The organism is Pseudoalteromonas sp. RB2-MNA-CIBAN-0110 (assembly GCF_040309305.1).
Lineage (GTDB): Bacteria > Pseudomonadota > Gammaproteobacteria > Enterobacterales > Alteromonadaceae > Pseudoalteromonas > Pseudoalteromonas arctica.
Genome location: NZ_JBEOOQ010000018.1, coordinates 1 through 16,151, shown reverse-complemented (window position 1 = coordinate 16,151; position 16,151 = coordinate 1). Strand labels below are relative to the sequence as shown.

14 protein-coding genes and 1 pseudogene are annotated in these 16,151 nt (G+C 39.1%); 7 read left to right on the top strand and 8 right to left on the bottom strand.

Annotated elements, in window-relative coordinates:
* Window positions 1–24 precede the first annotated feature (24 nt).
* Window positions 25–606: a rhomboid family intramembrane serine protease gene (locus AAEY68_RS10550; protein ID WP_010555361.1), complete on the bottom strand. Its 582-nt coding sequence runs from the start codon at window positions 604–606 to the stop codon at window positions 25–27.
* A gap of 116 nt (window positions 607–722) precedes the next feature.
* Complete coding sequence (locus tag AAEY68_RS10545; RefSeq protein WP_024593554.1) at window positions 723–1,406, bottom strand: type 1 glutamine amidotransferase domain-containing protein; 684 nt, start codon at window positions 1,404–1,406, stop codon at window positions 723–725.
* Window positions 1,407–1,563: 157 nt separating this feature from the next.
* Between AAEY68_RS10545 and AAEY68_RS10540 the strand changes: the two genes are divergently transcribed.
* Complete coding sequence (locus AAEY68_RS10540; RefSeq protein WP_024593555.1) at window positions 1,564–2,487, top strand: LysR family transcriptional regulator; 924 nt, start codon at window positions 1,564–1,566, stop codon at window positions 2,485–2,487.
* Window positions 2,488–2,530: 43 nt separating this feature from the next.
* Here AAEY68_RS10540 and AAEY68_RS10535 read toward each other — a convergent pair whose 3' ends face one another.
* The 5 genes from AAEY68_RS10535 to AAEY68_RS10515 form a co-directional block, all read right to left on the bottom strand.
* A complete protein-coding gene (locus tag AAEY68_RS10535) occupies window positions 2,531–3,265 on the bottom strand; it encodes a dienelactone hydrolase family protein (protein WP_024593556.1) in 735 nt (244 codons plus the stop codon).
* Between the two features lie 82 nt (window positions 3,266–3,347).
* Entirely contained in the window at window positions 3,348–4,679 is a 1,332-nt protein-coding gene (locus tag AAEY68_RS10530; protein WP_350585899.1) for a glycerophosphodiester phosphodiesterase family protein, read from the bottom strand.
* 68 nt (window positions 4,680–4,747) lie between these two features.
* Entirely contained in the window at window positions 4,748–5,599 is an 852-nt protein-coding gene (locus tag AAEY68_RS10525) for a carboxylate/amino acid/amine transporter (RefSeq protein ID WP_007581299.1), read from the bottom strand.
* Window positions 5,600–5,756: 157 nt separating this feature from the next.
* On the bottom strand, window positions 5,757–7,892 hold the full coding sequence (locus tag AAEY68_RS10520) for a M3 family metallopeptidase (RefSeq protein WP_197176177.1): 2,136 nt from the start codon (window positions 7,890–7,892) through the stop codon (window positions 5,757–5,759).
* Window positions 7,893–8,100: 208 nt separating this feature from the next.
* Complete coding sequence (locus tag AAEY68_RS10515) at window positions 8,101–8,310, bottom strand: hypothetical protein (protein ID WP_024590275.1); 210 nt, start codon at window positions 8,308–8,310, stop codon at window positions 8,101–8,103.
* 201 nt (window positions 8,311–8,511) lie between these two features.
* Here AAEY68_RS10515 and AAEY68_RS10510 point away from each other — a divergent pair, with 201 nt between their 5' ends.
* The 6 genes and pseudogenes from AAEY68_RS10510 (at window position 8,512) to yegD (ending at window position 15,531) form a co-directional block, all read left to right on the top strand.
* On the top strand, window positions 8,512–9,372 hold the full coding sequence (locus tag AAEY68_RS10510; protein ID WP_007581304.1) for a mechanosensitive ion channel family protein: 861 nt from the start codon (window positions 8,512–8,514) through the stop codon (window positions 9,370–9,372).
* A 420-nt stretch (window positions 9,373–9,792) separates the two neighbouring features.
* A pseudogene (locus AAEY68_RS10505) lies at window positions 9,793–12,080 on the top strand (TonB-dependent receptor).
* 116 nt (window positions 12,081–12,196) lie between these two features.
* Window positions 12,197–12,496, top strand: coding sequence for a hypothetical protein (locus AAEY68_RS10500; RefSeq protein WP_007581307.1), 300 nt, complete (start codon window positions 12,197–12,199; stop codon window positions 12,494–12,496).
* Window positions 12,497–12,571: 75 nt separating this feature from the next.
* Window positions 12,572–13,228: an HAD family hydrolase gene (locus AAEY68_RS10495; protein ID WP_350585898.1), complete on the top strand. Its 657-nt coding sequence runs from the start codon at window positions 12,572–12,574 to the stop codon at window positions 13,226–13,228.
* Window positions 13,229–13,261: 33 nt separating this feature from the next.
* Window positions 13,262–14,104 carry a DNA ligase gene (locus tag AAEY68_RS10490; RefSeq protein ID WP_350585897.1) on the top strand — a complete coding sequence of 281 codons (843 nt, stop codon included), beginning with the start codon at window positions 13,262–13,264 and terminating at the stop codon, window positions 14,102–14,104.
* A gap of 62 nt (window positions 14,105–14,166) precedes the next feature.
* On the top strand, window positions 14,167–15,531 hold the full coding sequence (gene yegD / locus AAEY68_RS10485; RefSeq protein ID WP_007581315.1) for a molecular chaperone: 1,365 nt from the start codon (window positions 14,167–14,169) through the stop codon (window positions 15,529–15,531).
* 19 nt (window positions 15,532–15,550) lie between these two features.
* Here the strand turns inward: yegD and AAEY68_RS10480 are convergent, their stop codons facing one another.
* The gene (locus tag AAEY68_RS10480; RefSeq protein WP_002958191.1) at window positions 15,551–16,015 is read right to left on the bottom strand and encodes a methylglyoxal synthase; all 465 of its coding nucleotides are present in this window, start codon (window positions 16,013–16,015) and stop codon (window positions 15,551–15,553) included.
* Between the last annotated feature and the right edge of the window lie 136 nt (window positions 16,016–16,151).

The window sequence follows — 16,151 nt, the reverse complement described above, 5'->3', positions numbered from 1 at the left end:
AAATTAAAGGCCCTAATACTTAATTTACCGACCTTTTAATTTATCGGCTTTTGCTAATCTATAACCTAAAAACAACCCGCTTAGCGCTCCAAATAAATGGCTTTCAAACGATACATGATAGCGCTGAGGTAAAACACCCCATATAAAACCGCTATAAAGTATAGCCACTACAACTGCAATTATAATTGATTTTAATGAGCGTCTTACTAAGCCGTAGCATAGAATAAAGCCCCATAAACCATATATAACACCGCTTAAACCAACATGTATGTTACTGCGCCCAAATGCCCAAACTAAGAGTCCACCGACTAGAGCGGTAAAAATAAATACGTTATAAAAACGTTTTACGCTGTACTGGCAAATTAGCCAGCTTAATACTACAAATGGGATCATATTACTGGCAAAGTGCCACCAGCTACCATGTAAAAAAGGTGCGCATAGTATGCCAATTAATCCTTGGATACTGCGTGGATATATGCCTAAACCATTAAGATTTATGCCAGGTAGACTATTGATCACCTGTAGTACGAAGCAAATAACAACAATACTAAATATTGCGAAACGGGTACTCGTTAGTAATGACAGTGTGGTTGGCTTGGTTGCCATATAATCGCCCTAATTGACTTTAAGAGTTGCCAGTATAGGAATTGTATTTGCTAATGAAAAGCAATTAAAAAAGCACAGCATAAAATGCTGTGCTTAATTTTAATTATTACTCACTATTAACCTAATTTAGTTAATAGTTTTTTTGCAGCTAGTTCAGAGCTTGCTGGGTTTTGGCCGGTAATTACTAAACCGTCTTCTAGTGCTAATACACCCCAGTCGTCAGTTTTTTGATAATCGCCACCTTTTTTAATTAGCTCGTCTTCAACTAAAAATGGCACGATATCGGTAAGTTGCACTGCAGCTTCTTCAGAGTTAGTAAAACCAGTTACTTTTTTACCCGCTACTAATGCATTGCCATCAGCATCTTTAACATTTAAAAATGCAGCACTTGCATGACATACCGCAGCAACAGGCTTTTGCTCTTTTACAAAGCTTTCGATAAGTGAGATTGAATCAGTGTTGTCAACTAAGTCCCATAATGGACCGTGACCGCCTGGGTAAAATACAGCATCAAAATCGTTAGATTTTACTTCACTCAACACTTTAGTGTTTGCCATAAGGGTTTGCGCTGCGCTATCTGCGTCATAACGTTTTGTTGCATCTGTTTGAAAATCGACAAGCGTACTTGTCGGATCAATGGGTGGTTGACCGCCAGCTGGAGACGCTAATGTTACTTCAACGCCTGCATCAACAAATGCATAATAAGGGGCTGCAAATTCTTCTACCCAAAAACCTGTTTTTTCGCCAGTGTTACCAAGTTCTGCGTGAGATGTAAGAACCATAAGTATTTTTTTAGACATTGAATATATTCCTTCTGATGATTTGAATTAGTTTATCTTGCTTACCAATTACTATATGCACTAAAAGAGCTTTAAACAACGATGATAAATTTAACTTTATTGATTTAATAATTGATACAATAGAGGGGTTGAATTTAAAACACGCTACGGAGCACATATGAAGGTGTCGTTTGAGCAGTTAAAGAGCATGGTCGTATTTGCGCAAATTGTAGAGCAGGGCAGCTTAACCGCTGCGGCTAAACAGTTAGGATTTACGCGAGCAGTAGCAAGTTATCATTTAAAAAAGTTAGAAACCCAACTTGAAGTCACTTTATTAAATCGCTCAACTCGTACCATGGCGCTAACTGAGGCGGGCATTGCTTATTATGAGCGTTGTAGAATAATTACCGAACAAGCTAATGCAGCTAATCAGCAAATAGAAAATATAAAGAGTGAGCCACAAGGTTTACTTAAAATTAGCTGCCCTGTGAATGTGGGAATGCAGCTAATTGTGCCCGCAATAAATACGTTTAAGCGCCAATACCCTAAAATTAAAATAGACTTACAGCTTACTGACGATGTGGTTGATATTATTAAAAATGGGTTCGATTTTGCAATTAGGGGTGTGGCACTGAGTGACTCCAACTTGCAAGCAACCAAGCTGACGACAATGAGCACTTGTATTTGTGGCGCGCCGGATTACTTTACACATTTTGGTAAACCTAAAACTCCTTTAGAATTGGCAGATCATCAATGGGTGGTTTATCAACTAGGAAGTAAAACTTTAACACTTTCAAAAGATGGCAAAAAACACGACATTGCAATGCAAGGCGGGTTAAGTACTAATAACGCAGCTGCACGTACTGCCTTTGTAGAAGCGGGGCATGGCATTGGGCGTATTCCGCTTTACGATGCGTGGCCTAAAGTACAAGCTGGGCTACTTGAAATAATATTAGATGATTATAAAAGCAAAGATATTGAACTGTACGGGGTATTTCCGCCAGGGGCTGCGGGTTCTAAAAAACTACGATTATTTATTGATTACCTAAAAGCATATTTTGTAAAACAGCATACCGCCTTGGGTATGCTGAAAAGCGTTTAATTATTTTCGCTTTTAAAATATTTATAAAGCATTTATAAAATACTTATAAAGTACGGCTAAATAATGCAACCGCTTGTTGATACATATTAATTGCAAGGGCTGCATCGTATCGCTCACCTTCATCACGCATAAAGGCATGCTGGGCGTTAACTTCTTGCCATTGGTAATTAATGCCAGTGCTTACGCATTGCTGGTATATTTTAGTGCGACCTTCTTGTGGCACATGCGGGTCTTGTTTACCCCATATAAAGTGAATTTCGCCTTGTATATCAGCCATGCGTTCAAATGAGTTATTACCTGATTTTGCCGGTAATGTGTCGCTGTGAATATCAGTCGCGTATAAGCAAAAAGCCGCTTTAATTTCAGGGTTAAGCGCCGCTCTATAAGCTAAATGCCCTCCAATACATACGCCCATAGCGCCCACTGTACCTGTGCAGTAATGCTGCTGCTTTATAAAGTCGATCATGGCTTGCGTGTCGCTATCATGATGCTCAAGTGGTTTTTCCCACTTATCTGCATTGCCTTTATCTTTACCTGCATCGTCGTAAGCAAGCACAGTGCCCATAGGATTTAACTCGTGAAATACTTCCGGTACGAACACTACAAAACCATGGCTTGCTAAAATAGCTGCACTGCGAGCAATAGGTGCAGTTTGCTGAAAAATTTCAGAATAAAAAATAATAGCAGGGAATTGCCCTTGCGCCTGAGGGCGATATACGGTTGTTCGCATTAAACCTGTAGGTGTTGGCAAGTCTGCGTTATGTTGTTGAATTATCATAAAAGCGCTCAGTTAAATAAAATTATATATAATGATATGGTAACTGAGCGCGATAAAATAAACGACTTTTGTTGTCGAGTATTTAAATACTTGCAGGCATTTTATTACAACTAGCGTAATAACTTACGGTAGCCGGCCAATCTGAAAATATAGCCATTACCCCTACGTCTTTTGCGAGCACGTCAACAACCGTCATCATATCGCCATCGTTATCTATAACATCAGCAATAGATTGATAGTAATATCCACCGCCTTCATTAAGCGGACCTGAGCGCTCAAGGCTCCATGCAATAAGCTCTAAACCTGCTGCTTTTGCGTCAATTGCGTATTGTGATGGCACGATATTATTTTCGTTATCTATTGTTAGCATCATCCAAATTGGAGGGGCTAAAATTTTAACGCCGTCAGCCACAAGTTCGTCCATACCAGGTTGCCATGTTTGTGGGTTACTTGGATCAAATCCGGCTTCACTGTCGCGACCATCTAGGTATACGCTTTTATCTGCAAAGTCAGGGTTAGTGTTAATCCAGTATTTTACGTCATCAAGGTTAAACGATTGCGGATAAACTTTTGAAGCTGGCACGCCCATTTGAGTGTACTCGTCTAGCATTTTTTGCGCATATTGCTCTTGCGTCATTCCATCAAATGGCATGCTTACTTGTGGCGATTTAAGTTCTGGGGTCATTTTCACCCCCATCCCATTAAACAGTGCAATGCTTTGTTTATGAGTCATTAATGTGCCGCTGGTGGCGTATAAATCAGTGCGCCAACTTGGTGTGCCATCTATGTAATCGGCAACGGTCGTTGCATTAGTGTTTGCACCATCCATTTTACCTTCAAGGGTTAAAAACTCCGCTAAGCTTATATCGCTGGTACAACATTTAGCTGATGCGGCAATACCATTAGCAGGGTCGGCTGGTGTAAATGGCACACTGCATTTAGCTGCAAGCTCAGGAATGGCTAATATATTAGTTGTGGTGTGTAAGTCGCATTGAGAGTGGCGACATACTAGTTCTTTATCGTTTGTAAATGTAACATCGCATTCAACAATGCCTGCGCCCATTCTAGCTGCAGCAATGTAGGCTTCTTTGGTGTGCTCAGGGTATTGCATTGATGCACCGCGATGACCAATAGAAAAGTCGGTGCGGTAAAAAGGACCTTCACTGCATGACTCTAATTGTGTTTTTAAAGCGCTGTCGCTCATATCATTGACTAAATAATATGGACGAGTGCCTAGTTGAATATCTGGCGCATCACCGTTTGGTACTTCTACAATAACAGGCGTAGGTATTTCAACAATCTCAACTTCGGTGCTGGTAACAACCACTTCTTTTTCTATTATTTCTACATCGTCGTCGCAGCCAGCAAGTGTGGCTAACAATATACAGCCTGTAAGTAAGGTAATACGTTTCATTGTTTATCCTTAAAAGTAAAATTTGTACTACCTTAATGATTATTAATGACAATTTAGCTACAAGTTTATTAATTTACTTTTTTATTAAGCATTTGATTCACTAATAATGCACCTAACATTATAGCTGCACCAATACTTAACCTAACTATGTCAGCGTCTCTGTTCCAAATAAGCACGTTAACAATAATCCCTGCTGGGATAAGTAAGTTATTCATGACTGCCAGAGCTCCAACGTTGACGAGTGTTGCGCCTTTATTCCACATAAAGTAACCAAGGCCTGATGCAACAACCCCTAAATAAATCAATATGCCCCACTGAGTAGAAGTGGTTGGTAATTTGTTTGAATTACCAAATAATGCATAACAAATTGTGGCAATAATAAGTGCGCCTATAAAAAACCATCCAAATACGGTTTTATCATCAAGCTGATTGTTCATCATTAAGCGTTTATAGGTTACTTGGCCTACAGCAAAACTTATGTTCGCACCTTGAACTAATAATAAGCCAATTATGAAATTGCTATTTAGGTTTTCGTAACGAATGGTAATTGCACCAATTACAGCAATAAGTGCGATTATAAAAAAGCGTGGGTTAAAATGTTTGTTCAATGCATCATTTAGCAAGGTAATGTACAAAGGAGTCATTACTGTAAATAGCAGTACTTCGGGGACGCTTAAAAATAAAAAGGAGTGGTAGTAAAAGCTATACATAACACCAAGTTGTATAGCGCCAATCAGCATGAGCTTTAAGGCTAAAGGTTTAGGTGTTTGTTTAAACTTTAAAAATGGTAAAAATACGAGGGTTGCTAGTGCTATGCGAATTAACACACTAAACCATGCGTCAACCTGACCTGCTAAATACACGCCAATTAAACTAAATGAAAATGCCCAAAGTAAAGTTACTGCAAATAAGTACCGCATAGCCGTCGTCTTTTAATAATTAATGGCAGCAGTTTATCTGTTATAAATTAATGTATAAACAATAAAAGCCCGCAAGCGGGCTTTTATAAAGCAATAATTAATAAACTAAGTTATTAATTAATAAACTAAGTTATTAATTAATAAACTAAGTTATTAATTATTCAACTAAACCACGGCGCTTAAGTAGTGCGTCGGTAGTTGGTTTTTGACCTCTAAACTCAATGTAGCTTTGCATTAAGTCGCGGCTGTTACCTTTAGATAGGATTTCTTTACGGAACTTATCACCATTTTTACGTGTTAAGCCGCCGTTGTTTTCCATATGTGCAAAGGCGTCTGCTGCAAACACTTCAGTCCATAGGTACGCGTAGTAACCCGCTGAATAACCACCTGCAAATGTGTGGCTAAAGAAGTTTGATTTGTAACGTGGTGGAACAGGGTAGTAAGCAATACCGTGTTTTTCTAGCGCGTCTTGCTCAAACTTTTGAACGTCAGCTACTTTTTTATCAGAACCAAATGAATGCCATTCCATATCAAGTAGTGCAGCGGCTAAATATTCAGTAGTGCCGTAACCTTGGTTGAATTTTTGCGATTCAAGTACTTTATCAAGTAAAGCTTGTGGAATTGGCTCACCTGTCTTGTAATGCTTAGCATAGTTTGCAAGTACTGTTGGTTCAATCATCCAATCTTCATTTGCTTGCGACGGAAACTCAACAAAGTCACGTGCCGTTGCAGTACCCGCTAGGCTTGGGTATTTAACATCTGAGAATAACCCATGTGCAGCATGACCAAATTCATGGAACATAGTAGACACTTCGTCAAACGTCATTAGCGTAGGCTCGCCTGCAGCAGGTTTTGGAATGTTCTGCGCATTGTAAATAACCGGTTTAGTGCCTTTTAAGCCACTTTCGCTAACGTATGCACTCATCCATGCGCCGCCACGTTTACCTTCACGTGCATATGGGTCTAGGTAAAATAAACCAATAGCGCTGCCATCAGCATTAAATACTTCGTATACGGTTACATCTTCATGATAAACAGGAAGATCTTTACGTTCTTTAAACGTAATACCGTATAGTTTGTTCATTGCAAAGAATAAGCCATCGTGAATAACCGATTGCATTTCAAAGTATGGTTTAACAAGTGCTGGATCTAAGTTGTACTTTTCTGCACGTACTTTTTCAGCATAAAAAGTCCAATCCCATGGTTTAAGCTCAAAGCTTTCGCCTGAATCGTTAATCACTTTTTGAATAGCGGCTGCTTCAATTTTTGCTTTTTCAACTGCTTTTGGTGCTAGGTCATCAAGGATGCCGTAAACGTTATCAGTTGTTTGTGCCATACGCGACGTCATTACATAAGAAGCCCAATCTTTGTAGCCTAAAAGCTCTGCTTTTTGAGCGCGTAGGTTGGTTTCTTTAATAATAATAGGGCCGTTAGTTTTTGCTGCACGGTTTGCAGAAGCTTTAAAAATTCGCTCACGTAGGTCGCGGTTTTCAAGGCTGCTTAAAATTGGTTGTTGCGTTGTATTTACCAAAGTGATCATGTAGCCGTCTTTGCCCGCTTTTTTAGCTGAAGCTGCAAGGCCTGCAATTTCGCCTTCAGAAAGACCTGCTAATTCACTTTTATCTGTAACTACAATAACGTCTTCTTTAAACGATTTTAAAATGTTTTGTGAAAACGCAGTAGATAGCTGAGCTAGCTCTGAGTTAATTTCACGCATTTTAGCTTTTTCAGCGTCATTTAATTTAGCACCTGCTTTTACAAACTGCTTGTAGTAAAAATCAACTAGGCGTTTATCTTCTGCGTTTAATTTATCTTGATTGTCGTAAATTGTTTGTACGCGCTTAAATAATTCACCGTTTAAGTAAATATCATCTGAGTGAGCAGATAATACAGGCGCCATTTTTTCATCAATACGCTGGTATTCAGCATCTGAAATTAAACCAGATAAGTTATAAAAAGCAGCCGATACGCGATTTAATAGCTCCCCTGACAATTCCATTTTAACTAATGTGTTTTCAAATGTTGCTGGAGCAGGGTTGTTAGCAATGGCTTGTACTTGTGCCGTGTGCTGTGCGATACCTGCATCGAATGCAGCTTCGTAGTCTTTTGTACCAAATTTATCAAACTCTGGTGCCATATATTGCAATGGGCTTGGCTTAAATAAAACATTGTTTGCGTTCATGTCTTGCACTTGTGCTGCGCCTTCTTTTGCCATGTTTTGTGTATCGTTAGATGAACAGGCCGATAATATTAAGGCACTAGCAATAGTAGTGGCGATCAGGGTTTTACGCATAATAACTCCATAGAAAGATTAGCCGGAATAGGCTTTGCGAGTCGAAAAACCTAGTTAACTTATCAAATTTTGGCGTTTATACAATAAAGTTTATCGGTATTAAGGGGGATTTGAACGCAAATTAGCTAATATTTAGCTTTAAGGGAGGTAAAAGTAGCTCTAAAAGTAAACACCTGAGCTACTTAATAAGTCGTTGAGTCATAATTGCTTAGTTATATCCAAGTACAAATTTTCTCTCAGAGCCAAAGTTGCTAGGTTGTTGTTGGCCAAACTCTTTGTTGATAGATGCCAGTGTTTGCTCTTGTTCTGCAAGAAGGCACAAAATTTTATTTCGGTAATCTAGGCTGCTTTCAAATAAATGTAAGTCTACCTGCGGCTGCAAAGTAGCGAGTCTTTGATTTAAAGTAAGTTGTGTCATATGTGATCTCCAGTGCTTGTACACTATTTATATAGCACTCGGTGCAATAAAGAGTTAATAAATTGTTCATAAAAAGTATATTGAACTTATTAACTTGGCGTTTTAGTTATATTATGACTGCTAAACTTACCCAACACTGAACCGCTTTCACTTTATAGCGATTTAAATTTAAAGCGCTCCTTTGCTTGTTTTGGAAAATAAATGACCTTAGAACACATAAACCAAATTCTTGCCTTTGTTGTATTTAGTTACAGCGATGTACACATTACCGTAGCGAAAATTATTAAAGTGCCTTTAATACTTTTCGCTATTTGGTTTATTGTGACGCGTATTGGCAAGCTAATAACAAAAACATTATTGGCAAAAAAGTTAAGCCAAGATGCCGTGCATTTATTTACACGTATCTACTTTATTTTAAGTATCGCTATTTTAATTTTTACATCTTTAGAAGTATTAAGCATACCGCTTACTGCGTTTGCTTTTGTTTCAGGTGCAATAGCCATTGGTGTAGGCTTTGGTGCTCAAAATATTATCAATAACTTTATTAGTGGCTGGATACTAATGTGGGAACGCCCAATACGTATTGGTGACTTTTTAGAGGTAGGCAATGCAAAAGGCGTGGTAGAAACAATTAATACTCGCTCAACGCGTATTCGCCGAAATGACGGCGTACATATGCTTATTCCTAATTCTCAATTGCTCGAAAATACAGTAACAAACTGGACGCTAATAGATGGCAATGCACGCTCATCGGTCAGTGTAGGTGTTGCGTATGGATCAGACGTGATACTGGTTAAAAAGCTTATTCAACAAGTGCTTGATGATCATGAAGCAATATTGGCTAATCCAAAGTCATCGGTGTTATTTGATGACTTTGCAGATAGCTCGCTCGTATTTAACGCTATTTTTTGGGTGTGCGCCGAGTCTGAAACCATGCTTAGAAAAGTACGCAGTGATATTCGTTTTAGTATTTACGCTGTATTTGAAAAGCATGATGTAGTGATTGCTTTTCCGCAGCGTGATATTCATATCGACGGTGAAATTGCATTTAAGCGCTCATAGCTCAAATATGGTAAATATTAAAAGTCGCTCTTGGGCGGCTTTTAATAAAAACACAGGTGTTTCTATTTTAGGTTAACATGTAAAACAATCCCTTCTTCCTACTCCATTTTATTAAATCCAATAAAGGACATATGTCCTTAATATTAGAATTTCGCATCTAAATAGTGATAAAAACACGTGATTTTGTAGTTAAATGTTGCAAAAAAGTTTCTAATTATGTCTATATTTATGCAGTAAAATTGTCACACAATGGTATAATCTTAATCGTTCGTTCAGCCTTATAACATCGTTTTTGTACTCTCGGTAATAAGGTCCGCGCGCATGACGCAAGTCGCGAAAAATTGAACGAGCCCGCAATGAATACATTGCGCAACACAAAAAACCGTTGAACAAGAGTGCACAAAAAAGGTTAAACCCAACATGAAAGCAATGAAAAGATCTACGTTAGCTACCCTAATCAATGCAACGTTGTTCTCTGCAGTAGCAGGTACTTCATTTTCTTCTTTAGCTGCTGAAGAAAAAACAGCTAAAAAAAGTAATCAACTAGAAGTTATTCAAGTAACAGCTCGTAAACGTGTAGAAAACGCTCAAGAAGTACCAGTAGCAGTATCTGCTCTACAAGGTGATAACCTTGATGCGTATAGCTCAGCTGGTATGGATATTCGTTTTTTAAATGCGAAAATTCCAAGTTTATCTATTGAATCTTCATTTGGTCGTTCATTCCCACGCTTTTACGTTCGTGGTTTAGGTAATACCGATTTCGATTTGAATGCATCACAACCAGTATCACTTGTTGTTGATGAAGTCGTTCAAGAAAATGCAATTTTAAAAGGCTTCCCAGTATTTGATGTTGAACGCGTAGAAGTATTACGTGGACCACAGGGAACTTTATTTGGACGTAACACGCCGGCTGGCCTTGTTAAGTTTGATACTGTTAAACCAAGCCAAGAATTTGATGGTTATGGCTCTGTTTCATACGGTAGCCGTGGCGCTGTAGACACAAGTGGTGCTGTAGGTGGTGCTTTAACTGACCGTTTATCTGCTCGTGTTTCATTATTATGGCAAGATAAAGACGATTACATTGATAACCAAGCTCCAGGCTTTGAAGCTAAAGACGAGCAAGGTGGTTACACTGAAAAAGCGGCACGCGTTCAGTTTTTATATGAAGGCGATGATTTTACTGCTTTATTAAACTATCACACACGTGATTTAGATGGCTCGCCAATTGCCTTTCGTGCAAATGTAATTAAACGGGTACTAACGAGCTAGTAGATAATTACGAAAGTGATGTTGTTTATCAAGATGCAGCATCTCGTTCTACTCAACAAGTAGAATCTGAAGGTGCAAGCTTAAAGCTTGAGTGGGAACTTAAAAATCACACAATCACTTCAATTTCTGCATGGGAAAGTGCTGAAATATATTCGCGCGCTGATATTGACGGCGGTTACGGTGGCTTCTCAATAGATGACGTTCCAGTTGCTATGGGACCTGGTTTTATTCCTTTCTCTTCAGAAAGTGCTGATGGCATTCCAGATCATGACCAGTTAACGCAAGAACTACGCTTATCTAGTAACTTTGATGGTGATTTAAATTATCAAGTAGGTGTATTTTACTTTGATGAAGAACTAACGATTGAAAACTTTAGTTATGACACTTCAAATAATGGTGTTTTAAATGGTTATGTTCGCCAACAACAAGACACAACTGCATGGGCTATATTTGGTTCTGTAGATTATACTTTTTCAGATGATTTAAAAGTAACAGCGGGTCTTCGTTACTCTGATGATGATAAAGATTTTGTAGCTGATCGTACACTTAGCCCAATTGGCGGCGGTGCATTACTTGTAGAGCGTGACGTTAGTGACGACCATGTTAGCTGGGATTTATCTGCAAATTATAAAGTAAACGATGATGTTAACTGGTACGGCCGTGTAGCAAATAGCTTCCGCGCACCTAGTTTACAAGGTCGTATTTTGTTTGGTGATGATGTAACAACAGCTGAATCAGAAACTGTAACATCGTACGAAACAGGTATTAAATCAGACGTGTTAGATGGCCAAGGTCGTGTTAACGCGACTGTGTTTTATTACACAATGGACGACCAGCAACTTACCGCTGTAGGCGGTGGTGCTAACTTTAACCGTTTAGTTAATGCTGATAAAACGACTGGCTATGGTTTTGAGTTAGATACGCAGTGGGTATTAAGCGATGAGTTTAATGCAACGTTTAACTTAAGCTACAATAAAACAGAAATTAAAGATAACGATTTAGCTGTGGCTGTTTGTGCACAATGTACGGTAACAGACCCGACTTTCCAAGTAGCAGGTGCGTTTGGTCCTGAAGATCGTGCAATACTTGATGGTAATAGCTTACCGCATGCTCCTGAGTGGATCTCTAACTTTACGCTTCGCTACACTAAAGAACTTGCCGATGGTAACTTCTTCGCTAGCGGTGATATTTCTTATCGCAGTAAAATCAATATGTTCCTTTACGAATCAGTAGAGTTTGAAGGTAAAGAGCTTATTGAAACAGGTTTGCGTACAGGTTACACATGGTCTGAAGGCGATTACGAATACGAAGTAGCCGCTTTTGTTCGTAACTTATTTGACGAGCAACAAGTTATTGGTGCTGTAGACTTTAATAACAATACGGGTATTGTTAACGAAGAACGTTATGTAGGTGCTGAGTTTAAAGTTAGATTTTTCTAACTAATAGCTAAAAGTATTTATTTTAAAAGCCTGCATTGCGCAGGCTTTTTTATTTGTATAACCCCTTTTAGAGCTGCTAAAGTAGCGCCTAATTGGTTTATTTAAAGAGAAGAGCAATGGCTGGATTTTGGAATTACCGTGTGATTTTTTGTGAAGCAACGAAAGACGAAGCAGCGCAATATCAAATACACGAAGTAGAATATAACCTGAACGGTAAAGTGACTAACTGGTCAGAAACAGGCGCAGCCCCTTTTGGTACAACACTTGATGAGTTGAAAGATGACTCAGATCGTTTAAAAACAGCATTTGAAAAGCCTGTACTTAAAGTTATGCGTAAAACGCGTGGCTACGAGCTTGTTGATGTTGATACGGGTGAGGAAGCAACGGGTGAGCCACCAGCAGGCTTAACGCAATAACAACAATTTAATAAAAGGTGCTCAAGGCGCCTTTTTTATTGTCAAAATTTGGCTTAGGTTAAATAAGGAATGAGGATGACATTAGAAGCAGTATTATTTGATATGGATGGCACATTAGTTGATTCAGAAAGCATGCACTTTGTATGTTGGAGTAAACTACTTAAGCCTTATGGTGTTAGTTATTTAGAAAATAATTTTTGTCAGCGCTTTTCAGGACGACCCACTTTAGAAGCTGCAATCGAAATTAAGCAAGAGCATAACTTATCAGTAAGCGCACAGTTTTTAGCGGATGAAAAATACCGCTTATTTGGCGAATATGTAATAACACATTTACCACCACTGATGCCGTTTACTGAGCAAACGTTGAAAGCTGTAAAAGCGAGTGGCTTAAAAATGGCCCTAGTAACGGGCAGTGCTAAAAGTGAAGCTATGCCAATACTTAAAGGTTTAGGGTTTTATGAGCTGTTTGACACGGTGGTAACAAAAGACGATGTAACTAATCCTAAACCTGCTGGAGACCCATATTTACTGGCACTTAAGCAGATAAATATACAGGCAGGCAATGCAATCGCCGTTGAGGATACATTTACCGGCGTTACGGCGGCCAGTAACGCCTTGTTACGTGTTGTAGCCATTGCTAATAGCCACACAAAAGATCACGATTTTAGCCAAGCTACCTATAAAATGAGTAACTTAGATGAGTTTTGGCAATGGGTGCAATCTCAACTATAGTTTAGGCCAACTTTTACTTGCTTGGATGCGCCAATGTCTACTATTAAACACCTGTTTTTAATTGTTTTTGTACTTTTTACGCAATGTATAAGTGCAGCACAACCCTCTGTTTTACTCGCGAAAGTATATGACGAAACTAAGCATTACGATGTAAGTAAGTATTTAGTCAGTGAAAAATATGATGGCGTAAGAGCTATATGGACCGGCACGCAGTTTGTTACTCGCAAGGGCAATATTATTAATGCGCCGAGTTGGTTTACAGCGCCATTGCCAAATGTATGGCTTGATGGTGAGCTATGGACCAAGCGTGAGCACTTTTCTGCGCTTAGTGGCATAGTCAGAACTAAAAAACCTAATAATCATGATTGGCAAACTATTACTTATAAAGTATTTGATATGCCAGATGAAAATCTGCCTTTTAGCACTCGTTATAAAAACTATAATGAGCTTATTACTAGCCTAAACTCGCCGCACATTAGCGTTGTAGTTCAATATAGCTTTACTAATAATGAGCAGCTCACAGAATATTTTGAAAACATAACTAAGCAGGGCGGCGAGGGCGTAATGCTACATTTGGCTAGTGCTAAGCACAGCAATGGGCGAAGCAGTGCATTACTAAAATTAAAACCTTATTTAGATGCAGAAGCGGTTGTGATTGCGCATTTACCAGGTAAAGGAAAATACCAAGGTATGTTAGGGGCATTAAGGGTAAAAACAGCACAAGGGCAGGTGTTTTCTATTGGTACTGGATTTAGTGATGCAGAGCGCTCCACTGCGCCTGAGATAGGTAGCACTGTAACGTACCGATTTCATGGATTAACAAAAAACGGTTTACCGCGTTTTGCTAGTTTTTTACGAGTAAGAGATAGTTTATAGCATTTATAATTTTTACAAAGTGTGCTAAATTGCGCGGCCTTTTTGGTAATGTGTGGTGAAGTATGTTTGTAGGTTTTGATTACGGTAGTTCTAATTGTGCTATGGGTGTAATGAGCGAGGGTAATGTTCAATTAGTACCGCTAGAGCAAGGAAAACATTACTTACCGTCTACACTTTACACTCATCACAGTGCCTTGGTTGTTGACTTTGTTGCTAAGCATTTACATGGCACAGCCCATGAGCATGACTTTTTAACACAGCGCCAAGCATTATTAAATACCTTACCTCGTATTAAGTCAGACCTTGATTTACAGCCTTCAGATGAAACCCTATTTATTGGTCGTGAAGCGATTAGCGAGTACGTGCAGTTCCCTGAAGAAGGCTATTTTGTTAAGTCCCCTAAATCATTTTTTGGCGCAACAGGTTTAAAGCAAGGTCAAATTAACTTTTTTGAAGATATCGCAACCGCGATGATCTTAAAAATTAAGCAACGCGCTGAGCTCTCTTTAGGTAAAACACTTACACAAACAGTGATTGGTCGCCCAGTAAACTTTCAAGCTGTGGGTGGTGAGCAATCAAATCAACAAGCGGTCGGTATTTTAGAACGTGCTGCTAAACGCGCTGGTTTTAAAGACGTAGAGTTTTTATATGAGCCACTTGCTGCGGGTATCGATTACGAGAGTGATTTAACTCAGGATCAAAAAGTACTCGTTATTGATATTGGTGGTGGTACGAGTGACTGCTCGTTTGTACAAATGGGCCCGAGTTTTAGAGGAAATAGCCAGCGCGATGGCGATTTTTTATCTCACAGTGGTAAACGTGTTGGCGGAAACGATTTAGATATTGCTTTGAGCTTTCATGGTTTAATGCCGTTATTGGGTTTAGGCAGTACGTTTAAATCAGGTCTACCTTTGCCTAATCAAGCGTTTTGGCAAGCGTGTAAAATTAACGATGTAAACTTACAAAGTCAATTTTATAGTGAAAGCCATACCCGAGAGCTAAATGCACAATTACGTGATGTAAGTGCACCTGAGCTTTATAAGCGTTTAATACATTTACAGCAAAACAAGCAAGGTCATCAGTTAGTACAGCAAGGTGAAGCGGCTAAAATAGCACTTTCATCAGCTAGTGCGTTTGATTGTGATTTAAGCTTTTTAGATAGTGGGCTGAATAAAAATGTATCGGTAAGCGATTTAGCTGTTGCCGTTGAGAGTAGCATTAGTCAAATAGTGACTTTAGCAAAACAAGCAATCAGCGACGCTGCGACCACGCCAGACATTATTTACTTAACAGGTGGCAGTGCACAATCACCATTGATTAAAGCGGCTTTAAGTGAGCACTTAGGCAATATAAAAATGGTTAACGGGGACCACTTTGGTAGTGTTACTGCTGGCCTGACTAAATGGGCCAGCATGCTTTATAAATAACCTAGATTACAATTGAGGTTTAAAGATCTATTTGTCGGGTTGCGAGGTATTTTTCGTAATCTGGCAATGTACGTTCAAGCTCTACATCCATAAGTGGTGAGCTTAATAACATATCTGCACTTACCTCATTACACGCCACCGGAATATTCCAAACAGCGGCTAAACGCAGCAGTGCTTTAACATCAGGGTCATGAGGCTGTGATGCTAATGGGTCCCAAAAAAATATCAAAACATGTATCTCATGTTCAGCTATTTTAGCGCCAAGTTGTTGATCGCCGCCCATAGGGCCACTTAATAGCTGAACTACATCAAGTCCCGTGGTTTTTTGAATTAAATGCCCTGTAGTACCTGTACCATATAAAGTGTGCTTACTTAGTATTTCTTTGTGCTTTTCACACCATAATTTTAATGCTGCTTTTTTACCGTCGTGGGCAACTAAAGCAATATTTTTTTGTGCGGGAAGAGATTGTGTTTTTTGTTCCATGCTGATTCTTTTTTATTAGTTAGCTTAAACTCTGGGTAATAAATCTCTTAACCAAAGTGCATATATGGTCTCCTCCAGTATTGCAAGGTGTCATTCAACGATAGCAGGGACAGGTTTGCTGTCATATATACGGTCT